Source organism: Gilliamella apis, from assembly GCF_002142155.1.
GTDB lineage: Bacteria > Pseudomonadota > Gammaproteobacteria > Enterobacterales > Orbaceae > Gilliamella > Gilliamella apis.
Window position 1 is genome coordinate 19,793 of the sequence record NZ_NASD01000013.1, and the last position, 22,764, is coordinate 42,556.

A 22,764-nucleotide genomic window follows, 5' to 3' on the forward strand; every position below is an offset into this window, starting at 1 on the left:
AGATGCTAATCAAAAATAATAATTTAAAATATAACTATATATTAGGAATAATCGGCTATTTAATCTAGTGTTTTTTCGTTTCGTTGCTGTTAAAACAATAGGTTTATTGTATATTGCTACATAGAAATATGTTTGAAATAATTATTAACATGCGCGTATTTTTGTACCTTTGTTAACAACAAGTATATAATGATGTTTTATCATTTGAGATAATCTGCATGCAACTAGCTTTTTGTATTTATAAATTTTTCCCTTTTGGCGGTTTGCAACGCGATTTTTTGCAAATTGCTACTGCTTGCCAAGCTCGAGGTCATCAAATCCGTGTGTATGTATTGGATTGGCAAGGCGCTAAACCAGCTGGTTTTGATATCATCATCGTTCCTAAAAAAGGATTATCTAACCATAGCCGTAATCAAGCTTATTACCATTGGGTAAAGGCTCACTTACAAAGCAATCCTGTAGATTGTGTGGTAGGCTTTAACAAAATGCCTGGATTGGATGTCTATTTTGCTGGCGATACATGTTTTGCTGAAAAAGCCGCACACAAAGGCTTTTTCTATAAATTGTCGAAACGTTGCAAACATTATTTAGCTTTTGAGCAGGCGGTATTTTCCCCTAGCTCACAAACTAAGATTATGGTGTTAACCAAACAACAAATTCAAGATTTTAAAAACCACTATCATACTCAAGATGAACGATTCTTTTTATTACCACCCGGCATTGCTTTAGATCGTAAATATAACGTTGATGCCCCTCAAAAACGTGAACAATTCCGACAATCGAATCAAATTGACCAAGATAGTTTTGTGATTTTGCAAATTGGCTCTGATTTTAAACGTAAAGGCGTTGATCGCTCTTTGAAAGCAATCGCAACCTTACCTAATGAACTAAAACAAAAAGTTACTTATTTGGTGGTTGGACAAGATAAATCAGAGGTATATCAAAAGTTAGCAGATGAATTAGGTATTGCTAAACAGGTGAGATTCTTCTCTGGTCGCAATGATATCCCTGATTTCTTATTTTCAGCTGATTTATTACTACATCCTGCAAGGCAAGAAGCAGCCGGTATGGTTTTGATTGAAGCATTAGCGGCAGGGGTTCCAGTGATCGTATCAGGTATTTCCGGATATGCTTATCACATTAGCCAAGCTAATGCTGGTATTGTATTATCAGAACCTTATAAGCAAAACATTTTAGATCAAGCGCTAGAACAATCAATTAGAGATAAAGAGCAATGGCTTAATTGGCATAACAATGCCATTACTTATAGTAATAATGAAGATTTATATCATTTAGCCCAACGAGCAGCAGACATTATTTTAGGATGTCATTATGAATGAGATTAAACTTAAATCCCCCTTTCAACAATTATGGCAAGGTAAAGATCCATTTAATGAAGTGGAATTAATTTCAGGTAAAGTTTACCGTGCAGTCAAACAACGTAAAACCCTTAATTTCCAATTAGAAGATCAATCATATTTCATTAAAATTCATCGTGGTACAACGGTAAAAGAGATTGTAAAAAACCTTATTTCGCTACGTTTACCGGTTTTAGATGCTAAACAAGAGTGGGATGCAATTCATCGTTTAGAACAAGTTGGTGTCAACACCATGGATGGGCGAGCTTTTGGACGGAAAGGATTAAATCCACTTACTCGGCATTCATTTATTATTACCAAAGACCTTAATCCGACTATTAGTTTAGAAGATTTCACAAAACCATGGCTAACCAACCCACCTAGCTATCATTTAAAACGTTCATTAACTATTTATTTAGCAAATATGACCGCTAAAATGCATGGTGCTGGCGTAAATCATCGTGATTGTTATTTATGTCATTTTTTATTGGATTTACCTTTGTTTGAAAATAATCAGCAAATAAAACTTTCTGTGATTGATCTTCATCGTGCACAAACACGTAAAAAAGTTCCAACTCGTTGGCGTGATAAAGATTTAATTGGGCTCTATTTTTCATCAACCAATATTGGACTTAACCAACGTGATATTTGGCGTTTTTTAAGAAACTATTTTAATAAACCAATTAAAACCATTTTGCGCGATGAACATAAATTAATTGATAGTGCTAAGCGAAAAGCTGAGCACATCGCTAAAAGAACTGAAAAATATCATCTTTAATCATAAGGAAATGACATGTTTATTGAACAAATTGATATCAAAGGGTTTAGGGGGATTAAGCAACTTTCATTAAGGCTTAATGCTAAATCTAGTGTACTTATTGGTGAAAACCAATGGGGTAAATCGAGTTTAATCAGTGCATTAAAATTGCTAACTCTTGATAATAAATTTTATCAATTTGTTAATTCAGATTTCTATTATGATAAAGATGATGGTAATCACATCTCAATAAATGTTGTTTATTGTGAATCTTATGCAACTCAATTAACTGAACAAGCTTATCAACCTTTGACAGCAGTTAGTTATCGCTCACCAGCAGATAATCTATATCGAATTACGTACCAGATTAATGCCCAAAAAAATGGTGATACTATTATAACTGAACATAATTTGCTGAATGAACATGGCGAAACGTTAAATCTGGATAATCCAAAATTATTAATCGCTATTTTGATTAACTTAAATCCGGTCATGCCGCTAAAAAATTCAGTGAATGCTAAGGATTTACCTGTCACAAATGAACCTTTATCACAATACTTTATTGAACAACTATCTGATCAATTAAAAGCACACTCGGCACAATTAAGTCAAGATGAGCTTAATCGTGGCTTACAAGCTGCTCGTTCGTTATTAGAATACTATTTTGTTGATTCTCAAAAACGATTTAACTATAAACAATTAGTACAAAAAAGTAATCCCAAAACCGAAGATTGGAATTCGCTCGAACGAATCAATAATGTATTAGATGATTTAGATAATGATTATCTTCGTACCGCACTTTTAGGTATATTTGGTTCGATTGTTAATGCTAAAGGGGATAATCCTCTCTCTCATAGTTCAGTGCCAATTTTAGTTTTAGAAGAACCAGAAAGTCAGTTACATCCAATTATTTTATCGGTTGGCTTCCGACTGTTAAAAAATTTACCTACCCAAAAAATCATTACCTCTAACTCAAGTGATTTAGTTTCTCTGTTTCCATTAGAGAGTATTAACCGATTGATCCGCCAACCCGATCAAATTGTGAGTAAGTACATTGCTCCTCATTCATTAAGTGTTGGCGATAGCCGACGTATTTTGTTCCATGTTCTTTATCGACGCCCTACTGCGCTATTTGCCCGTTGTTGGTTGCTGGTTGAAGGTGAGACTGAAGTATGGTTACTCAGAGAGCTTGCCGAACAAAGTGGCTATCATCTAAGTTCAGAGGGGATCCAATTGTTAGAATTTGCACAATGCGGTTTAAAACCATTAATTCACTATGCCAACAAAATGGGGATCCGCTGGTATGTCATTACTGATGGTGATATGGCAGGGAAAAAATATGCTGAGACGGTACAATCACAATGTGCAACCGGCGAAAATTTAAATGACTATATCACCGTATTACCAGCCCGTGACATTGAAAATTTTCTATTTAAACATGGTTTTAGTCACGTATATAAATTAGCTGCTTATAATACCGTTGCTCATATTGATATGTCGGTACCAAAAATTATTCAAAAAGCGATCCACAAAAGTTCTAAACCAGATTTAGCGATTGCCGTTTGTGATGATGCAAAAGCTCGTGGTATTACAGCCATTCCTAGATTATTAACCGATACCTTCGCTAAGTTAGTTAAAACATCAAAATCATTGCTTTAAAAGTTGATTATATGGCTATGATAAGACAATCCGCCGATAACATCGGCGGTAGATAAAATAGAACTTAAAAGCTACTTGCTAATTCGTTTATATTTAGCTCGTTTAGGTTCAAGCGCCTCTGCCCCTAAGGTACGTTTTTTCCACTCTTCATATTCAGTAAAGTTACCTTCGAAGAACTCAACATGCCCTTCGTCTTGATAATCTAAAATATGAGTAGCAATACGGTCAAGGAACCAGCGGTCATGCGAGATGACTAATGCACAGCCCGGAAACTCTAATAACGCATTTTCAAGCGCACGCAAGGTTTCGACATCAAGATCATTAGTCGGTTCATCAAGTAATAGTACATTACCACCAACTTGTAATAATTTAGCTAAATGTACACGCCCGCGTTCACCACCAGACAGCTCACCAACACGTTTTTGCTGATCAACGCCTTTGAAATTAAAGCGTCCAACATAGGCACGACTTGGGATCTCAAAATTACCAATACGCATAATATCTTGGCCATTGGAAATTTCATCCCAAACGGTTTTTTTATCATCCATGCTGTCACGGAACTGATCAACAGAGGCTAGTTGTACTGTGTCACCTAAAGTGATCGTACCGGAGTCCGGTTGCTCTTTACCTGATAACATTCTAAATAGCGTCGATTTACCAGCACCATTAGGCCCAATAATACCCACAATGGCTCCTTTCGGTATGCTAAAAGAAAGATTATCAATTAATACGCGATCGCCATATGATTTAGTTAAATTAGCCACCTCAATGACTTTATCACCTAAACGTTGCCCAGGTGGGATAAAGAGTTCATTAGTTTCATTACGTTTTTGGTAATCATTGCTATTTAATTCTTCAAAACGTGCCAAACGAGCTTTACTTTTTGCTTGACGACCTTTTGGATTTTGGCGTACCCACTCCAATTCTTTTTCAATTGATTTACGACGAGCCGATTCCGTTGCCGCTTCTTGAGCTAATCGCTGATCTTTTTGTTCAAGCCAAGATGAGTAGTTACCTTCCCATGGAATGCCTTCACCACGGTCTAACTCTAAAATCCAACCGGCAACATTGTCTAAGAAATAACGGTCATGGGTAACTGCAACTACAGTTCCTTCATAATCATGTAAAAAGCGTTCTAACCAAGCAACAGATTCAGCATCCAAATGGTTGGTTGGTTCATCAATTAATAACATGTCAGGTTTCTCAAGTAATAATTGACAAATTGCAACACGACGTCGTTCTCCACCGGATAAGTTCTCAATCTTAGCATCCCAATCTGGTAGGCGTAAGGCATCAGCTGCACGCTCTAATTGGTTATCAAGATTGTGGGCATCTTGCGATTGAATTATTGCTTCAAGCTCGGCTTGTTCTTTCGCTAATTTATCAAAATCGGCATCAGGATCGGCATAAGCGGCATAGACTTCATCTAAGCGAGCTAATGCGTTTTTAGCATCACCAACAGCCTGTTCAATTGCTTCACGTACAGTTTGTTTAGGGTCAAGTTTAGGTTCTTGAGGTAAATAACCGATTTTAATGCCTGGTTGAGGACGAGCTTCACCTTCAATCTCGGTATCTACTCCAGCCATAATTCGTAGTAATGTAGACTTCCCTGCTCCATTTAAACCAAGAACACCAATTTTAGCTCCCGGAAAAAAACTTAAAGAAATATCTTTTAAAATATAGCGTTTAGGAGGAACAATCTTCCCCACGCGGTTCATGGTATAGACATATTGCGCCATAAAACATTATCCGTTTAATTAATTAAAACTAGCAAAAAGTAATGCTATGTGATTGATGGCCTATATTGTAATGATTCTAGCTGTATGGTCTAGGGTTATTTATGAATTATGTTATAAATGTAGAAAAACTATCAACTAACATATAATTCAATATTCAATTAATTTATGATTGTTTACTGAATAATCTGTATAAGCATACTAAATAATTTATAAGGAATAAAATGGAAAAACAAACTGTAGTTATTGAATATTATGTTAATACCCAGTATTGGTTAGATGCTTATTATGCAAAATATGGCGTATTAGATCATGAGTTCGCGCAAAAATTGAATGATTCAACACCAGATAATATGCGATACTTTACTATGTCGTTTAATAATGAAAAATTGGTCATTTTTAATAAAGATAAAAATGAAATCAACACTTTCTACTATCAAGATTTATATTGCATTAATAAAACTAAAGACGGCTATTTATTTTTTATCAATAATCAAGATTTTTATTTTGTTAGTCAACAGTCTTTCAAATCAGATGAACTAGAAATTATTCATGATTTTTTATGTGATTATTTAGGAAAAAATTTAGAAACACAAATAGCAGAGATAGACACTTATAAAATGGATATTAATAGAATCTATTATTGTTTTTATTATTTACTATTTAAAAAATCTATAATGACCCCTATTTATATACTCATAATGTTTTTACCATGCTATCTTTTAATAAAAGATTCTAGCCATGCATTATTTTTCGTTTGTATTACAATTATATATTCAATTGCAATCTACTTCAGTATCAAACCTGGTTTAAAATGTTCAGCTGAAAATTGGTGTAAGACAAGTAATAAAATTTTTATTTATTCAAAGGTCATTTTTTATGAAGATAGATTTACAATGACAAGTAAAACCCAATTAAGCACCACAGTTATAAAGTATGATCAATTACACAAAATAAGAAAAATAAAAAAAGGTTATCTGTTTATTATAAATTGTAATAGTGGTTATCTCTTTTATAATGATGATTTTACATCCCAACAACGACAAGTTCTTGAAGATAAACTAATGCAATATAATAATTTTTATTTAAAATAACACTCGTAAACTTACCCCACTTGTTCATCTGGTGGGATAAGTTATAGCGGTATTTTGTTATAAAAAAGTGAAAATTTGTTCTTCTGGTAAACGTGATTTTGGACGATGGGCATTACCATCATTTTCAGAACGATAACCTAATGTTGCAATAACTAGGCTTTTTAGCCCCTTTTGTTTTAAGTTTAAAATTTCATCCACTTTTTCACAATCAAAGCCTTCCACGGCGGTAGAATCAACACCAATAGCAGCAGCGGCAAAAAGTAATTGTCCTAATGCTAAATAAGTTTGTTTACCTTCCCAACTCTGTTGTGACTCAATTGTCTTACTATTTTTAGTGACAAAGAAACGTCTTGACTCATCCTGAGTTTGTTTTAGTTCGGATGATGGTAATCTGCCATCTTTCTCTTCTTGGTTAAGCAAATTAACTAAATGGGCATCTTCTAAAGGTGATTTAATACAAAATAAAATAGTATGAGATGAATCGGTTACTCGTGGCTGATTAAATTCAGCTATAGCAGGTAAAATTTTATCTTTAGCTGCATCATTATCAATAATATAAAAATGCCAAGGTTGTGAATTAACTGAAGATGGACTGTTTCTTAAAACTGTAAGTAATTGTTCTATTTTTTCTTTGGGAATTTTTTTACTTTTATCATAATGTTTGGTGGTATAACGTTTTTGAGAAATTTCGACGATATTCATAATGGCTCCAATAAATGATAATTAATGTTGAAATAGCGTTACTTGGGTAAATCTATTTTTAGAGCAGAAATGGATACATAAATAATGAGCATTCTTGTTATTGAAATGATTATTTTGAATCTATTGAAAACTACTTATCAGGCGCTTATACCCTAAACTCCAACCATTCTGCATACTATTGGACTATTTTTCAATTTATTTCTTAGCATTCTTTTCATTGATTATTAATAAAATATGCTAAATGCATCATATCTAATCAGATCTTAACTAAATTTAGCCATGCAAAAATTCATAATTAGAATATCTTCCTTGACATAGGTAAAAATTTTTGATAAAAATTGTACAAATATTTCAATAAATAATATTGAGAAGTTAATGATTAAATTTACAAACCTCCTACTCAGCCTCCTCCTCGCATCAGTGTGCGCGGATAGCTTGTGTGTGGAGTAAAAGTGATTTAATAATTAACTCGACAAATTAACAAGAACCCGCGCTAAAGTGCGGGTTTTTTGTTTTCTTAACTTGAAATACCGAGATAGCGCTAAAATATAAAGGAAATAACAATGAGCGATCAAATTATTATTTTTGACACAACATTACGTGATGGTGAACAAGCGTTACAAGCAAGTTTAAGTGTTAAAGAAAAATTACAAATAGCTTTAGCATTAGAAAGAATGCGAGTGGATGTGATGGAAGTTGGTTTTCCTATCTCATCTCCAGGTGATTTTGAATCAGTACAAACTATTGCTAAAACCATTAAAAATAGTCGTGTATGTGCGTTGTCTCGTTGTATAGATAAGGATATTGATGTTGCCGCCGAAGCGCTAAAAGTAGCCGATCAATTTCGTATCCACACTTTTATGGCGACATCGACCTTACATGTTAAAGATAAATTAAAAATGACATTTGAAGATGTCGTTGAACAGGCTGTGCACTGTGTTAAACGTGCACGTAATTATACAGATGATGTGGAGTTTTCTTGTGAAGATGCAGGCCGTACCCCAATTGATAACTTATGTCGGATTGTTGAAGCAGCAATTCAAGCAGGGGCAACCACGATCAATATACCGGATACTGTCGGTTATACTGTCCCTTATCAATTTGGTGGCATTATTCATACCTTATTTGAACGTGTCCCGAACATTGATAAAGCGATTATCTCTGTTCATTGTCATGATGACTTGGGCATGTCGGTGGCTAACTCGATTAGCGCGATTCAAGAAGGTGCTAGGCAGATTGAAGGGGCGATGAATGGTTTAGGTGAGCGCGCTGGTAATACAGCTTTAGAAGAGGTTATTATGGCGATTAAAGTCCGCCAAAATATCTTAAACGTTCACACCAATATTAATCATCAAGAGATCTATCGTACCAGTCAAATCGTCAGCCAAATTACCAATACACCGATACCGTCTAACAAGGCGGTTATTGGTAGTAATGCCTTTGCGCACTCATCCGGCATCCATCAAGATGGCGTGTTAAAAAATCGCGAAACTTACGAAATCATGACCCCTGAGTCGATCGGTTTAAATCAAATCCAATTAAATTTAACTTCCCGTTCAGGCCGAGCTGCAGTAAAACATCGTTTAGCTGAATTAGGTTATCAGGATAATGATTATAATTTAGATCAAGTTTACCAAGCCTTTTTAGAACTTGCCGATAAAAAAGGCCAGGTTTTTGATTATGATTTAGAAGCATTAATTTTTATTAATCAAATTAAAGATGATGAAGAGCATTATGTATTGGATTATTTTAATGTACAATCTGGCTCTACTGTCGTTTCAACCGCTTCAGTTAGTTTAATTATTGGCGATCAAAAATATTCAGATGCAGCAACAGGTAATGGCCCTGTTGATGCTGTTTATCAAGCGATAAATCGTATTACTGGCGAACCTATTTCAATTGTGAAATATCAATTAGCATCTAAAGGACAGGGTGAAAATGCCTTGGGTCAAGTCGATATCGTTGCCGAATATAAAGGACGTAAATTCCATGGAGTTGGGCTTGCTACCGACATTGTTCATTCATCAGCATTAGCATTAATTAATGTGTTAAATAATGTTTATAGAGCAAATCAGGTTGCAGAACAAAAACAAAAATTGCACCAATACTAAAAAGTAAATATTGTTTCGTTACTTAATGACGAAATATTTAAAATATAATTAGATTGTTAAGGAATAGATATGTCACAAAATTACCATATTGCAGTACTACCTGGTGACGGTATAGGCCCAGAAGTGATGAAACAAGCCTATAAAGTGTTAGAGGTTATTCGTCAAAAATATAACCTAGCCATTACAACTAGTGAATATGATGTGGGTGGTGCAGCAATTGATATTCACGGTTGCCCATTACCAAAAGAGACGTTAGAAGGATGTGAAAAAGCTGATGCTATCTTATTTGGCTCGGTTGGCGGTCCAAAATGGACCAATTTACCACCTGACCAACAACCTGAACGCGGTGCTCTATTACCATTACGCAAACATTTTAAATTATTTGCCAACATGCGCCCTGCTAGTTTATACCAAGGTTTAGAAGAGTTATGTCCGTTACGTGAAGATATCGCTAAACGTGGCTTTGATATTTTATGTATGCGTGAGTTAACTGGTGGTATCTATTTCGGTTTACCTAAGGGGCGTGAAGGAACTGGCCCTCAAGAGCGTGCTTTTGATACTGAGGTTTATCACCGCTTTGAAATTGAACGAATTGCCCGTATGGCATTTGAAGCAGCGAAAATCCGTCGTAAAAAAGTAACGTCAGTAGATAAAGCCAATGTATTACAAACCTCCATTTTGTGGCGTGAAGTTGTCAGTGAAGTAGCTAAACAATACCCAGATGTCACATTAGAGCATATGTATATTGATAATGCCACTATGCAATTAGTGAAAGATCCTGCGCAATTTGATGTATTACTTTGTTCTAACTTATTTGGTGATATCCTATCTGATGAATGTGCCATGATTACTGGATCAATGGGAATGTTACCTTCTGCCAGTTTAAATGAAGATGGCTTTGGTTTATACGAACCTGCAGGTGGTAGTGCGCCTGACATTGCAGGTAAAAATATTGCTAATCCTGCTGCACAAATTTTATCATTAGCACTGTTAGTTCGTTATAGTTTAAAACGTGATGATATTGCTAAAGCTATTGAAAATGCAGTTAACAAAGCTTTAGAACAAGGTACTCGCACTATTGATCTTGCTCGTGGTGGTAGTTATGTTTCTACCGATGAAATGGGCGATACCATTTGTCGTTTAATTTAATTTTTAAAGTAAGGGTTAATCGATCATATTAACCCTTTTGCAAGAATATTAAAGGAATATAAGCAATGTCTACAAAACCAAAAACATTGTATCAAAAATTATATGATGCACATGTTGTCTATGAAGCACCTAATGAAACCCCTATTTTGTATATCGACCGCCATTTGGTTCATGAAGTCACCTCTCCTCAAGCCTTTGATGGTTTACGAGCAATGAATCGTAAAGTCCGACAACCGCATAAAACCTTCGCCACAATGGATCACAACACCTCAACGAAAAGTAATGATTTAAGCGCTTGTAGTGAGATGGCACGAATTCAGCTAACCGAATTAGCTAAAAATGCAGAAGAGTTTGGCGTCTCTTTATACGGTTTACAAAGTCCATTACGAGGAATTGTGCATGTTGTTGGTCCTGAACAAGGGATGACATTACCCGGTATGACGATAGTTTGTGGTGACTCACACACCGCAACACATGGCGCTTTTGGTGCATTAGCTTTTGGGATTGGGACATCGGAAGTTGAACACGTTTTAGCTACCCAAACATTGAAACAAGGTCGCGCTAAAACGATGAAAATCGAGGTCAAAGGTAAAGTCGCTGATGGCATTACCGCCAAAGATATTATTCTAGCGATCATTGGTAAAACAACCAGTGCTGGTGGTACAGGTCATGTCGTAGAATTTTGTGGCGAAGCAATTACTTCTTTGTCAATGGAAGGCCGAATGACATTATGTAATATGGCCATTGAAATGGGTGCCAAAGCTGGATTAGTTGCACCAGATGAAACCACATTTGAATATTTAAAAGGTCGTCAATTTTCACCTAAAGGTGAAGATTTTGAGCAAGCTGTTGCTTACTGGAAAACCTTAAAAACCGATGAAGGTGCACACTTTGATACCATTGTTACTTTGGAAGGTAAAGATATTGCGCCACAAGTAACTTGGGGTACTAACCCAGGCCAAGTAACCGCTATTGATTCTCAAGTACCGAATCCTCAAGATTTTTCCGATCCAATTGAAAAACATTCAGCTGAACGCGCATTAGCCTATATGGGGTTAACCGCGGGAACTAAAATGTCTGATATTAAGATCAACAAAGTGTTTATTGGATCTTGTACTAATTCCCGTATTGAAGATCTGCGTGCCGCTGCTGAAGTTGCCAAAGGTCGTAAAGTTGCCGATGGCGTTCAAGCCCTTGTCGTACCGGGCTCAGGTCCTGTACGAGAACAAGCTGAAGCGGAAGGATTAGATAAGATTTTTATCGATGCCGGTTTTGAGTGGCGTTTACCAGGATGCTCAATGTGTTTAGCGATGAATGATGATAAATTAGCACCGGGTGATCGCTGTGCATCTACCAGTAATCGTAATTTTGAAGGACGCCAAGGTCGTGATGCAAGAACACATTTAGTTAGCCCGGCAATGGCAGCTGCGGCGGCCATTACTGGTCATTTTACTGATATTCGCAAACCATTTTAAGGAGACTTGTCATGGCAAAATTTACTACACATACTGGATTAGTCGTGCCTTTAGATGCCGCGAACGTCGATACCGATGCGATTATTCCTAAACAATTTTTACAGAAAGTTACTCGTACCGGATTTGGGCAACATGCATTTCATGAATGGCGATTTTTAGATGATGCTGGCAAACAACCTAATCCAGAATTTGTATTAAATAAACCTCGATATGCAGGCGCGAGTATTTTATTAGCTCGTGAAAACTTTGGTTGTGGATCATCGCGTGAACATGCACCATGGGCATTAACCGACTATGGATTTAAAACTATTATTGGCTCGAGCTTCGCTGATATCTTTTATAATAACTCATTCAATAATCAACTATTATTAGTTAACTTGTCTGAAGAAGAAGTTGATGAGTTGTTTAAATTGGTTGAAGCCAATGAGGGAATTGAATTCACTATCGACTTAGTAAATGAAGTCGTCATCGCGGGTGATAAACAATATTCATTTAAAATTGATGCCTTCAAACGCCACTGTTTATTAAATGGTTTAGACAATATAGGTTTAACCCTGCAACATGAAGATGCTATCAGCTCTTTTGAGCATAAAATTCCTACATTCTTAAATTAATTTATTAAGGCGCGCAAGCGCCTTTAATTCAATTATTGATAATATATTTAAATCGTCAAAATCAATCAGTTATTAACACAATCGCATTCAAAGGTAATAGAAATATTTAATCTAATTAATAAAATAGCTTATTAATATTAAAGCTGTTTGCGTTGATTTGAAGGTGGTATTGACAATGCCTCACGATATTTTGCTACCGTTCGCCGAGCAATAATAATCCCTTGATTTTCAAGGATTGAAACTAATTTGCTATCACTCAAAGGTTTTTTTGCATCTTCCTCGGAAATATATTTTTTAATTAATGCCCGAATGGCTGTCGATGATGCTTCGCCACCAGATTCAGTATTAACATGGCTTGAGAAAAAGAATTTTAACTCAAAGATGCCAGTTGGGCATTGTAAATACTTTTGTGTTGTTACTCGTGATATTGTCGATTCATGCATATCAATTGCCTCGGCAACATCAGACAAAATCATTGGTTTCATATATTCAGCGCCATTTTCAAAAAAAGCTTGTTGATGCTCAACAATGAATTGACTCACTTTTAATAGTGTCTCATTACGATTTTCGACGCTTTTAATAAACCAATTTGCATCTTGCAAATGTGCGCGAATATATTGGCTATCGCTTTCATTACTAATTTTTTCCATTGCCGCATATTGTTGATTAATACGCAGAGTCGGAACAGTATCGTTATTTAATTCAGCAATCCATTTGCCATCAATCTTTTTTACCACAAGATCAGGAATAACATAATCCGGAGGTAAAGTATTGACCGAATCACCAGGATAAGGTTGTAAATGCTGGATAAAATTAATGGCTTCTTTTAACTGTTCATCCGTAGCATTTAAGCGTTTTTTCAATGTTCGATAATCATGATTTGCTAATAAATCTAAATAGTTATCAATAATCTGTTTAACTAATACCGGCGGAGATAAATGCTGAGTTTGAATAGATAAACATTCTTGTAACGATCTGGCTCCAACTCCGATTGGATCAAAATGCCAAATTCGCTTTAAAACAGCCTCAACCTCATCAAGTTCAATTTGACTATTACCTTGTTCTTCTAGAATTTCTTCAGTTGAAACGGTTAGATAACCTCTGTCATCAATAGCTTCAATAATCGAAACAGCAATTGCACGATCAATGTCACTAAATGGTGTTAAATCTAATTGCCATTTTAAATAATCATGCAAGGTTTCATGTGTTTCCCCTTGATAGATTGGTAATTCATCATTACGATAATCAGAGTGAGTTCCAGAGGGTGTACCTGCAGTATAAATATCATCTAATGAGGCATCTAACGGAATATCCTCGGGGATTTCTTGGCTATCCAATGCTTCACGGGTATCAATATTTTCGTTTAGTTCATCTTGTTCAACATTAACCTCATCATACTGATCGGCAATCTCTAATAATGGATTGTTTTCAAGTACAGTTTGAATTTCTTGACGTAATTCTAAAGTCGACAATTGCAACAATCGAATAGCTAATTGTAATTGTGGCGTCATTGACAACTGTTGTGAAACCTTCAGTTGTAAGCCTTGTTTTATCATAATCTATAATCTAAATTCATGTCCTAAATAAACACGTTTAACATAGTCATTATTTAATATACTGTCTGGTGTACCTTCAGCAATTAAATGTCCTTTATTCACTATATAGGCACGTTCACAAACATCAAGTGTTTCACGAACATTATGATCAGTAATCAGTACCCCTAAACCACGATCACGTAGATGTTTAATAATATTTTTAATATCAATAACCGAAATGGGATCTACACCAGCAAATGGTTCATCAAGTAAGATAAATTTAGGGTTTGCTGCCAATGCTCTAGCGATCTCAACTCGTCGTCGTTCGCCACCAGATAATGATTGACCAACATTGTCTCGGATATGGGTAATATGAAACTCTTCAAGTAGCTCTTCGGCTCGATTTATCTTTTCATTTTTATCAATATCATCACGAGTTTCTAAAATTGCCATAATATTATCAATAACTGAAAGTTTTCTAAATATTGACGCTTCTTGAGGCAAATAACCTATTCCTTTTTGCGCTCGCTCATGTAATGGCAAAATACTGATATCATGCTCATCAAGGTAGATTTTACCAGCATTTAAAGTCACAATGCCAACCACCATATAAAAAGTGGTAGTTTTACCTGCACCGTTAGGGCCAAGTAAACCAACAATTTCACCTGAGTTTACTGTTAAACTAACATCTTCAACAACTCGTCGTTTTTTATAAACTTTAGCAAGATTTTCCGCTTTTAAAATTGCCATTTATTTATTCATCTCTTTTACTTGACTTGGAATAATAGTGCTTTTTACCCGACCTTTTTTGCCTGGTTGTGCAACAATTTGCTGTTTTTTCACATCATAAGTAATGATTGAGCTACTGATATGATTATCTTGTTGAAATAGTTCTGCATTACCTTGTAATACTATGTTATTTTCCTTAACATTATAGATAACCTGTTGTGAATGACCGGTCACAATTTTATTATTTTGTGGAAGAATTTGTTTATATTTTACCGGTTTACCATATGCAGTTATTTTTTGTTTACTGGTGTCTTGCATATCAGTAATTACCACTTTATCTGCCCATATGGTCAAACCTTCTTGGATAATCTGGACATTCCCATTAAAAGTAATAATATTTTTTTCAATATCTATTTGCTGATTATCTGCATCAACTGTAATAGGTTTATTATCGACAAACATCTTTTGATCTTTTGAGGCAGATGAAGCGGCTTCATTAGGCTCATCAGCAAAACAAGCAAATGATGCACATAGCATAAAAAATAACGGAAAAAATTTCTGTTTTTTGGATCTCATTTTTTATTGAGCCTCACTATTATAAAAGGTTTTTATATTCTCAAGTATATTTGCCGTTTTTTCTCGTAAATTACCGATTAAACCCAAACCAGTTGAGAAAAAACCAACTCCCTTAATTTTTACTGGATCATCAGACGTTACCAGTTGTGTTTTTAAATCAACTACAGCATTATCAGTTAACACTTGTTGTAATTGCGATTCTGGGGTTAAATTTGTTAACACGACATCTTGATAAAGGTAGATCAATTTATCATTAGTCAAAGTTGCGCGTTTTGCTTTAATATGCCAAGTAGCCGCATGATCCTGATCGTAAAGTGTCACATTAGGTAAATCAAAATCAGTATTTTCATTATTATCAAAATGCTTTACTTTGCCAGATTCAATTTTATATACCATATTACCTGATAAATCATAGATATTGGTTATCATATCATCACTTTGATAAATTGGTGTTTCGGGCAGACTTGCGTTTGATGGCGTGCTCGACACCTCATCATCTTTTTGATAACTATAATAAACACCAATTATCAAAATAAGAAGTAAGAAACAGATTAAATTTTTTTTATTCATACTTTACGTTAATTACCTTTATAAGATTAATCAATAACGCAGGCACACTATTATGACAAATCATCTAAATATTAGCTCATTTTACTTTATTTTTTATTAAATTAATATCTGACATTGCAAGAAGTTAAATGACATTCTGATAATGATTGATAAACATTAGTATTAATAAGATAACGGTCTCAAAGCATCTTAATAGATACGTTTTACAGTGTTTAATAATGAATACATAACAATGAGCTTTTCTTTTAATTTAAATAAAATATTATTTTTTAATTGAAAAATTAATTGCTCAGATATAGCAATTAATATATACATTTTTTAGTAATAAATAACTATTATAATTAATTTTTAAGGCTAAAATTTAGACATAATCACCTAATAAGGATAAAAAAAATATCAATAGGAAATCAATATGTTATTTAGATTAAAAAACAGTCTCTATTTATTAATTGTTTTATTCATGCTGGAAGTAGGTAGTTTTTATCATTATGCTTATGCTGATTTAAATGTTAATGAGAGTAAAATTGGCACGGTCATCGACGAGTTTAATGGTATTAAAGTCTACTATAATGGCAATATCAATCATGTTAGTAGTCGCAATGTAGCTAAAGATGGTTATAATTTAGGTCTTAAATATCAATGTGTTGAATTCATTAAACGCTACTATTACGAACGTTTCAATCATAAAATGCCAGATAGTTATGGCCATGCAAAAGATTTTTTCGATGATTCCATTCCTGACGGTAAAATAAATACCAGACGTAATTTACTTCAGTTCCATAATGGATCAACGACCAAACCCAAAGTAGAAGATATTATCGTACTGGGATGGTCTCAATATGGTCATGTTGCTATTATCAGTAAAGTTAGCGACAATGAAATTGAAATTGTTCAGCAAAATCCTGGCCCTAACGCAAGTAGCAGAGTAACTTTCCCGTTAATTTATAAAGATGGATTATGGAAAATCGAAGGTTATCGTGTTTTCGGCTATTTGCGTAAACGTTAAATATTAATTAAATAATGCTTTATAAATATTAGCCATATATATCATAGCGTTGATTAGCCAACTAATTATTATTGCAATAAAACATATAATTTATAAAGTTAATATTTGATATGAAAACCGACTAACTGGCTTTCAGGAATTAATTCCATAACATTCACTGCAGTTATACGGGCTGAAACTGGCCCGCCCTGTTCAAGCCATTGTATTAATTTAGCGATTGATATGTTATCCCCTTGTATGACTATTTCTACATCACCATTATCTAAATTTTTAACATAACCAACTAAACCTAGTTTGGTCGCTTGTTGATAGGTAAAGAAACGAAAACCAACGCCCTGTACACGACCACACACTCGAATTTTAACTTGTCGTATCATAATAGAAAGTCTCAATTATTATTTATAGTGATTAATCTCATTATAAAAATATTTTTTATAACTTAATCTTATTATTTACTAATAAGCTAATCAACAAACCAATCATTCCGTTGTTGTGACACTATTTTTATTGTGTGTAAAATAGTAGATAGATGTTCATGCAGCGCCAATGCCGCCATTTCCGGATCATGTTTTTTTAGTGCAATAACGATTTTTTCATGCTGCTTGACTAAATCCTCTGGTGGAGATATATCTTCTAAGGTGAGATATCGAACTCTGTCCATCATTGCCTTGATATTTTCGACAGTTTCCCAAGCCATTGGACAATCGATAACATTCATTATAATTTGGTGAAATTCGTCATCTTTTTCCAAAAAAGCGCGAATATCTCTACGGTTATTGGCATCTACCTGTTCGGCAAGATTTTTATCCAATAATACCAGATCAGCACTGGTTATTTCTTGCGCAACCCGTTTGATAATGGCACACTCAACAGCTTCACGAATAAATTGCCCATCAATCACTTTTTTAATCGAGATTTTTGTTACAAATGTGCCTCGCTGTGGCAGAATTTTAACTAATCCTGCTTCGGCTAATTTGATAAATGCTTCACGGACTGGTTGGCGTGATACATTGAATTGACTTGAGATCTCTTTTTCAGAAAGTAGAACTCCCGGTAACACCTGACATGTAATAATCGCCCTTCTTAATGCGCGATAAACCTGCTGATTAACCGGTTCAGAAATATTTAATTCAATAAGTTTAAACATATACCATTTTTATGTAATCAATTAATTACAATAAATAGTAGGTGATTTTTAAATATAAGAAAAGTTTTTTTAAAAAATACTATATATATTAAATAACTAGAATGATGATTATAGAAGGTGTAATGACTTAAATAAGCTATTACACCTTAGTTATTATCAATTATTGTTAGTTTCATTTATAGTGCTAAAAAAGTTCAGTTAAATTTTTAACTGTCTGTTTAGCACCTAAATCTCGTAATGACAGATAGGCATTTGTTACCTTATCGACAAAAAGTTGATTATGTGGCAAGTCACTACCAAACACATGAGTTAAAGACAATAACGCTTTTACTCTATTTTCATCATCGGCACTATTTGCGACAAGATCGGTTATTTGCATAATTGACGGATCACTCACTTCAATAGCTTTACCCGCATCATCAACCCCACTAACGTAGCGCATCCAAGCTGCTACCCCTAAAGCAAGACAATCAAATGCAGTATTATCAGCTAAGTGATAACGAATTGAATCAAGCATTCGTTGGGGTAACTTCAATGTCCCATCCATTGCAATTTGCCATGTCCGATGTTTTAAACCAGTATTTCGATAACGATCAAGTAGAGAATCAGCATAAGCAGGTAGATCAACATCTTTAACTCGCAACGTCGTTGCTTGTTCATTTAGCATTAAATACCTAGCAGCTTTAACATAATTAGCATCCTGCATACATTCATCAATATGTAAATAACCAGCTAGATAGCCTAAATATGCAAAAAATGAATGGCTACCATTTAACATGCGTAACTTCATTTCTTCATATGGCAATACATCATTAACTAATTCTGCACCCGCTTTTTGCCATTGAGGGCGACCTGCCACAAAATTATCCTCAATAACCCATTGTCTAAATGGTTCACCGGCAATACCGGCAGGATCATCAATACCACCTAGTTGTTTGTTTATTTTTACCATAGTTTCTGGCGTTGCCGCTGGTACGATTCGGTCAACCATGGTAGATGGAAACGTAACATTATCATCAATCCATTGGGCTAAATCAGAATCTCGTTGTTTAGCCAATGCTAAAACAACATTACGTGTAACATGACCATTTTCAGGCATATTGTCACAAGACATAAGCGTGAAAGGTTTTAATCCCTGCTCTTTACGTAAACGTAACGCTTCAACAATGACACCCGGAACGGATTTAGGTGCATGAGGATTGGCAATATCATGACTAATTAATGGATTATTGGTATCAATTGATGCTGTCGATGGCAGATAACAATAACCTTTTTCGGTTACCGTTATTGACACAATCGCAATTTCTGGACGGGTCATCACATCTAAGACTTTTTGTATTCCATCAATATCTGCATGTAATGCTTCTTTTGCAACGCCTACAACACGAGTATTCCAGTTATCATAGGACATTTCACATACACTAAATAAGCAATCTTGTTGTTTTAAATCTTGAATTTGAGCTTCACCACCAATCAAGTTAACTTCACAGTATCCCCAATCGCTATCATGCTGTGCAGCTAGTATATCCGTATAAACTGCTTGATGAGCACGATGAAAAGCGCCAAAACCAAGATGAACAATTTTGGTTTTAATTTTGCTTCTATCATAAGTTGGAACAACTACCTCCTTAGGTAGTTGTGATAAAGTTTGATTTGATAATCTCATAAAAATCTCTGATTAATAATTAATTGAAATAATCATTATTTTGTCGTTTTATTTTCCTACCCATTGTTGGTATTCTTTATTAATTTTATTAGGTGCTGTTTCTGGCAATAACGCAATACCAATAACTGATAAAATACCTAATGTACCAACATATAAGGCTAAACCAGAATAATGTCCACTACACATTTGTAAAATCTTAACCGCACAAAGCCCTAAAATTCCACTGCCAATTAATGAGCCAACCTGCCATATCAACGCAATACCACTACAACGAATTGCGGTTGGAAATAATTCAGGGAAGAATGATGCTTGTGGCGCATAACACATAGCATGCCCAATAGGTAAAACGATTATCATTGCCAACTGAATTAAAATATAATTCTGTGTATTAATCATTAAGAAAAATGGAACAATAAAAATTACTTGCAGAAGAGCGCCAAGTATATAGACTCTTTTTCTTCCCCATTTATCCGATAAAGCGCCCATTAATGGGATAGTAAAAATCTCGATGACTACAGCAACAATTATTGCATCTAATACATAACTTTTATTAAATTGATTTACATTTACATAGGCCAAAACAATCACTGTAAACATAGCAAATGAACATGCTTCAATTAGTTTTGCGCCAACCCCTTTAGCAACAATCCCCGGATAATTTTTCATAACATCTTTCAGTGGCATTGAAGATTCAACAGCTTTAGTTTGTCTAATTTTTTCAAAAACTGGTGATTCGTCAATACGTAATCGGATAAATAATCCCAATATTACCAAAAGTAAACTTAATAAAAATGGTATTCTCCAACCAAAATCAAGCATTTGTTCTTCTGAAAGTAATGATGTTAATAAAGCAAAAAGTGCTGAAGGTAACAAAAAACCAAGTGGTGCGCCTATTTGTACCCAACTAGAGAAAAATCCGCGCTTTTTAGGTGGAGAATATTCCGCTGTCATCAACACAGCACCAGCTTGTTCACCACCGACACCAAATCCTTGTAATACTCTAATTAAAATTAGAATTACAGGTGCCCACCAACCAATTGATGCATAAGTAGGTAATAAACCAATAACGAATGTTCCTAATCCAACAATTAAAATAGTAATGACTAACGCTTTTTTTCTTCCTACTTTATCGCCCATATGACCAAAAACAATACCACCAATAGGTCTTGCAAAAAAACCTACGGCATAAGTAGCAAATGCAGCAAGCGTACTAATAAAAGGATCATTACTAGGAAAGAACAGTTGACCAAAAAAGAGTACCGCTGCAGTCCCATATGCAAAAAAATCATAATATTCTGCAGCGGTTCCAATTGATGATGCAACAGCTACACGTCTTATGATATTTCGTTTTTCTTTTTCTTCTATTGTTTCTAAAGTTGACATATTAATTTCCTTAATTTTTTCTAGTTACCAATTCCACAATGTGCCATCTTCTAGACGAGCAATTGGCAAATAAGCAGGATTGTATGGATATTTTGCAGCAAGTTTTTCATCAAAATCGATTCCTAATCCAGGTTTGTCACTTGGATGCATATAACCATCATTAAAGGTCCAATTAGGCGAGAAAACTTCTAACATCTGTTCGGAATAACCCATAAATTCTTGTACACCAAAATTAGGCACCCACATATCAAAATGCAAAGCAGCTGCATGACAAATTGGCGATAAATCAGATGGACCATGCGAACCAGTTCTAACTTGATAAAGTGCCGCAAAATCAGCAATCCGGCGCATATGTGTAATACCACCAGCATGAGTTATGGTGGTTCGAATATAATCAATCAGTTGTTCTTCAATTAACTGTTTACAATCCCAAATGCTATTGAATACTTCACCGACAGCAATTGGTGTTACGGTATGTTGACGAATTAAACGGAAGCACTCTTGATTTTCTGCAGGTGTCGGATCTTCCATCCAAAATAGGCGATAATCTTCGATACTTTTACCAAAACGCGCAGCTTCAATTGGCGTTAAACGGTGGTGCATGTCATGCAATAGATGTTCATTAAAACCAAATTTATTTCTTACTGCTTCAAATAATTTTGGTGTGAAATCAAGATATTTATCGGTTGCCCAAAATTGCTCTTCTGGATAGTTACCTCGAGTAGCCGGTTCGTAAGCTAAGTTTTTACCTTTACTTTGACCGTATGTGGTCTTCATTCCCGGAATACCACATTGAACGCGAATGGCTTTGAAGCCCATCTCTTTATGTTTTGCATAATCATCTAGCGCTTCTTCAATATCTTTACCTGTGGTATGGCAATAAACCATAACACCAGTACGTGAAGCGCCACCTAATAACTGATAAAGTGGCATATTGGCTACTTTACCTTTGATATCCCATAACGCCATATCAATTGCTGATATTGCTGACATGGTCACTGGCCCACGACGCCAATAAGCACCTTTATAGAAATATTGAAATATATCTTCAATTTGACTAGCATCTCGCCCAATTAACTGTGGGCAAAGATGATCTTTAAGATATGATGCGACAGATAGCTCTCGTCCGTTGAGTGTCGCATCACCAACTCCATATACGCCTGAATCTGTAGTGATTTTTAATGTGACAAAGTTCCTTCCTGGACTACACACAAAAACTTCCGCTTTTACGATTTTCATTTAATACCTCTGAAAAATGGTTAACGAATAAACTTTAATTCGAATAATACTACCATACAAGTAGATTAGATTATTAATGTGATATGGATCACATTAATATTAACTTTATGAGAAATAAGTAATAAAAAACCCCACTCCTCAATTTTTTTGAAAATTTTTGAGGAACAGGGTTTTTAAATGTCTAATATAGTTTTAAATAGTTTTTTAATAAGTAATTAATTACTTTATATAGCATCGCTTTTTATAATAGAATCACCA

Annotated in this window: 20 protein-coding genes; 9 read left to right on the forward strand and 11 right to left on the reverse strand. The window is 34.8% G+C overall.

What is annotated here, in order from left to right; genetic code table 11:
* Positions 1-218 precede the first annotated feature (218 nt).
* From B6C84_RS07275 to B6C84_RS07285, 3 genes are read left to right on the forward strand one after another with little or no spacing between them, the layout of a single operon-like run.
* Entirely contained in the window at positions 219-1,340 is a 1,122-nt protein-coding gene (locus B6C84_RS07275; RefSeq protein ID WP_086353887.1) for a glycosyltransferase family 4 protein, read from the forward strand.
* The gene (rfaP, locus tag B6C84_RS07280; RefSeq protein ID WP_086353888.1) at positions 1,333-2,136 is read left to right on the forward strand and encodes a lipopolysaccharide core heptose(I) kinase RfaP; all 804 of its coding nucleotides are present in this window, start codon (positions 1,333-1,335) and stop codon (positions 2,134-2,136) included. Before B6C84_RS07275 ends, rfaP begins: the two co-directional genes overlap by 8 nt.
* A 15-nt stretch (positions 2,137-2,151) precedes the next feature.
* Complete coding sequence (locus B6C84_RS07285) at positions 2,152-3,774, forward strand: DUF2813 domain-containing protein (RefSeq protein WP_086353889.1); 1,623 nt, start codon at positions 2,152-2,154, stop codon at positions 3,772-3,774.
* 71 nt (positions 3,775-3,845) lie between these two features.
* Here the strand turns inward: B6C84_RS07285 and ettA are convergent, their stop codons facing one another.
* A complete protein-coding gene (ettA, locus tag B6C84_RS07290; protein ID WP_086320926.1) occupies positions 3,846-5,513 on the reverse strand; it encodes an energy-dependent translational throttle protein EttA in 1,668 nt (555 codons plus the stop codon).
* 221 nt (positions 5,514-5,734) lie between these two features.
* Between ettA and B6C84_RS07295 the strand changes: the two genes are divergently transcribed.
* The gene (locus tag B6C84_RS07295; protein ID WP_086353890.1) at positions 5,735-6,604 is read left to right on the forward strand and encodes a YcxB family protein; all 870 of its coding nucleotides are present in this window, start codon (positions 5,735-5,737) and stop codon (positions 6,602-6,604) included.
* Between the two features lie 57 nt (positions 6,605-6,661).
* Here the strand turns inward: B6C84_RS07295 and nfsB are convergent, their stop codons facing one another.
* Positions 6,662-7,306 (reverse strand): oxygen-insensitive NAD(P)H nitroreductase, encoded by a 645-nt coding sequence (gene nfsB / locus B6C84_RS07300; protein WP_086353891.1) that lies wholly within the window; start codon positions 7,304-7,306, stop codon positions 6,662-6,664.
* 563 nt (positions 7,307-7,869) lie between these two features.
* On the opposite strand from nfsB, the gene leuA reads away from it, so the two are divergent.
* The 4 genes from leuA (at position 7,870) to leuD (ending at position 12,655) form a co-directional block, all read left to right on the forward strand.
* Complete coding sequence (leuA, locus tag B6C84_RS07305) at positions 7,870-9,417, forward strand: 2-isopropylmalate synthase (RefSeq protein WP_086320928.1); 1,548 nt, start codon at positions 7,870-7,872, stop codon at positions 9,415-9,417.
* Positions 9,418-9,486: 69 nt separating this feature from the next.
* Positions 9,487-10,566, forward strand: coding sequence for a 3-isopropylmalate dehydrogenase (gene leuB, locus B6C84_RS07310; protein ID WP_086320929.1), 1,080 nt, complete (start codon positions 9,487-9,489; stop codon positions 10,564-10,566).
* A gap of 65 nt (positions 10,567-10,631) precedes the next feature.
* On the forward strand, positions 10,632-12,041 hold the full coding sequence (gene leuC / locus B6C84_RS07315) for a 3-isopropylmalate dehydratase large subunit (RefSeq protein WP_065651573.1): 1,410 nt from the start codon (positions 10,632-10,634) through the stop codon (positions 12,039-12,041).
* 11 nt (positions 12,042-12,052) lie between these two features.
* Positions 12,053-12,655, forward strand: coding sequence for a 3-isopropylmalate dehydratase small subunit (gene leuD / locus B6C84_RS07320; RefSeq protein WP_065578096.1), 603 nt, complete (start codon positions 12,053-12,055; stop codon positions 12,653-12,655).
* 137 nt (positions 12,656-12,792) lie between these two features.
* On the opposite strand, the gene B6C84_RS07325 is transcribed toward leuD, so the two are convergent.
* The 4 genes from B6C84_RS07325 to lptC are packed head-to-tail and all read right to left on the reverse strand — an operon-like array spanning position 12,793 to position 16,065.
* On the reverse strand, positions 12,793-14,208 hold the full coding sequence (locus B6C84_RS07325; RefSeq protein ID WP_086320971.1) for an RNA polymerase factor sigma-54: 1,416 nt from the start codon (positions 14,206-14,208) through the stop codon (positions 12,793-12,795).
* Positions 14,209-14,214: 6 nt separating this feature from the next.
* The gene (gene lptB, locus B6C84_RS07330; RefSeq protein ID WP_086320930.1) at positions 14,215-14,940 is read right to left on the reverse strand and encodes an LPS export ABC transporter ATP-binding protein; all 726 of its coding nucleotides are present in this window, start codon (positions 14,938-14,940) and stop codon (positions 14,215-14,217) included.
* Positions 14,941-15,495 carry a lipopolysaccharide transport periplasmic protein LptA gene (lptA, locus tag B6C84_RS07335; RefSeq protein WP_081300035.1) on the reverse strand — a complete coding sequence of 185 codons (555 nt, stop codon included), beginning with the start codon at positions 15,493-15,495 and terminating at the stop codon, positions 14,941-14,943.
* A 3-nt stretch (positions 15,496-15,498) separates the two neighbouring features.
* Positions 15,499-16,065, reverse strand: a complete 567-nt coding sequence (lptC, locus tag B6C84_RS07340; protein WP_086320931.1) for an LPS export ABC transporter periplasmic protein LptC — start codon at positions 16,063-16,065, stop codon at positions 15,499-15,501.
* Between the two features lie 412 nt (positions 16,066-16,477).
* On the opposite strand from lptC, the gene B6C84_RS07345 reads away from it, so the two are divergent.
* Positions 16,478-17,071: a CHAP domain-containing protein gene (locus tag B6C84_RS07345; protein WP_086320932.1), complete on the forward strand. Its 594-nt coding sequence runs from the start codon at positions 16,478-16,480 to the stop codon at positions 17,069-17,071.
* A gap of 98 nt (positions 17,072-17,169) precedes the next feature.
* Here B6C84_RS07345 and yccX read toward each other — a convergent pair whose 3' ends face one another.
* The 5 genes from yccX to manD form a co-directional block, all read right to left on the reverse strand.
* On the reverse strand, positions 17,170-17,448 hold the full coding sequence (gene yccX / locus B6C84_RS07350; protein ID WP_065578099.1) for an acylphosphatase: 279 nt from the start codon (positions 17,446-17,448) through the stop codon (positions 17,170-17,172).
* An 86-nt stretch (positions 17,449-17,534) separates the two neighbouring features.
* Positions 17,535-18,218, reverse strand: coding sequence for a GntR family transcriptional regulator (locus B6C84_RS07355; protein WP_086320933.1), 684 nt, complete (start codon positions 18,216-18,218; stop codon positions 17,535-17,537).
* A gap of 184 nt (positions 18,219-18,402) precedes the next feature.
* Positions 18,403-19,884, reverse strand: a complete 1,482-nt coding sequence (locus B6C84_RS07360; RefSeq protein ID WP_086353892.1) for a mannitol dehydrogenase family protein — start codon at positions 19,882-19,884, stop codon at positions 18,403-18,405.
* Positions 19,885-19,932: 48 nt separating this feature from the next.
* The gene (locus B6C84_RS07365; protein WP_081300034.1) at positions 19,933-21,267 is read right to left on the reverse strand and encodes an MFS transporter; all 1,335 of its coding nucleotides are present in this window, start codon (positions 21,265-21,267) and stop codon (positions 19,933-19,935) included.
* A gap of 24 nt (positions 21,268-21,291) precedes the next feature.
* Positions 21,292-22,506 (reverse strand): D-mannonate dehydratase ManD, encoded by a 1,215-nt coding sequence (gene manD, locus B6C84_RS07370; protein ID WP_034902860.1) that lies wholly within the window; start codon positions 22,504-22,506, stop codon positions 21,292-21,294.
* Between the last annotated feature and the right edge of the window lie 258 nt (positions 22,507-22,764).

Bases quoted from the DNA above. Each gene is read 5' to 3' on its own strand.
- B6C84_RS07275 (WP_086353887.1), top strand. From the start codon at position 219: ATGCAACTAGCTTTTTGTATTTATAAATTTTTCCCTTTTGGCGGTTTG.
- rfaP (WP_086353888.1), top strand. From the start codon at position 1,333: ATGAATGAGATTAAACTTAAATCCCCCTTTCAACAATTATGGCAAGGT.
- B6C84_RS07285 (WP_086353889.1), top strand. From the start codon at position 2,152: ATGTTTATTGAACAAATTGATATCAAAGGGTTTAGGGGGATTAAGCAA.
- ettA (WP_086320926.1), bottom strand. From the start codon at position 5,513: ATGGCGCAATATGTCTATACCATGAACCGCGTGGGGAAGATTGTTCCT.
- B6C84_RS07295 (WP_086353890.1), top strand. From the start codon at position 5,735: ATGGAAAAACAAACTGTAGTTATTGAATATTATGTTAATACCCAGTAT.
- nfsB (WP_086353891.1), bottom strand. From the start codon at position 7,306: ATGAATATCGTCGAAATTTCTCAAAAACGTTATACCACCAAACATTAT.
- leuA (WP_086320928.1), top strand. From the start codon at position 7,870: ATGAGCGATCAAATTATTATTTTTGACACAACATTACGTGATGGTGAA.
- leuB (WP_086320929.1), top strand. From the start codon at position 9,487: ATGTCACAAAATTACCATATTGCAGTACTACCTGGTGACGGTATAGGC.
- leuC (WP_065651573.1), top strand. From the start codon at position 10,632: ATGTCTACAAAACCAAAAACATTGTATCAAAAATTATATGATGCACAT.
- leuD (WP_065578096.1), top strand. From the start codon at position 12,053: ATGGCAAAATTTACTACACATACTGGATTAGTCGTGCCTTTAGATGCC.
- lptB (WP_086320930.1), bottom strand. From the start codon at position 14,940: ATGGCAATTTTAAAAGCGGAAAATCTTGCTAAAGTTTATAAAAAACGA.
- lptA (WP_081300035.1), bottom strand. From the start codon at position 15,495: ATGAGATCCAAAAAACAGAAATTTTTTCCGTTATTTTTTATGCTATGT.
- lptC (WP_086320931.1), bottom strand. From the start codon at position 16,065: ATGAATAAAAAAAATTTAATCTGTTTCTTACTTCTTATTTTGATAATT.
- B6C84_RS07345 (WP_086320932.1), top strand. From the start codon at position 16,478: ATGTTATTTAGATTAAAAAACAGTCTCTATTTATTAATTGTTTTATTC.
- yccX (WP_065578099.1), bottom strand. From the start codon at position 17,448: ATGATACGACAAGTTAAAATTCGAGTGTGTGGTCGTGTACAGGGCGTT.
- B6C84_RS07355 (WP_086320933.1), bottom strand. From the start codon at position 18,218: ATGTTTAAACTTATTGAATTAAATATTTCTGAACCGGTTAATCAGCAG.
- B6C84_RS07360 (WP_086353892.1), bottom strand. From the start codon at position 19,884: ATGAGATTATCAAATCAAACTTTATCACAACTACCTAAGGAGGTAGTT.
- B6C84_RS07365 (WP_081300034.1), bottom strand. From the start codon at position 21,267: ATGTCAACTTTAGAAACAATAGAAGAAAAAGAAAAACGAAATATCATA.
- manD (WP_034902860.1), bottom strand. From the start codon at position 22,506: ATGAAAATCGTAAAAGCGGAAGTTTTTGTGTGTAGTCCAGGAAGGAAC.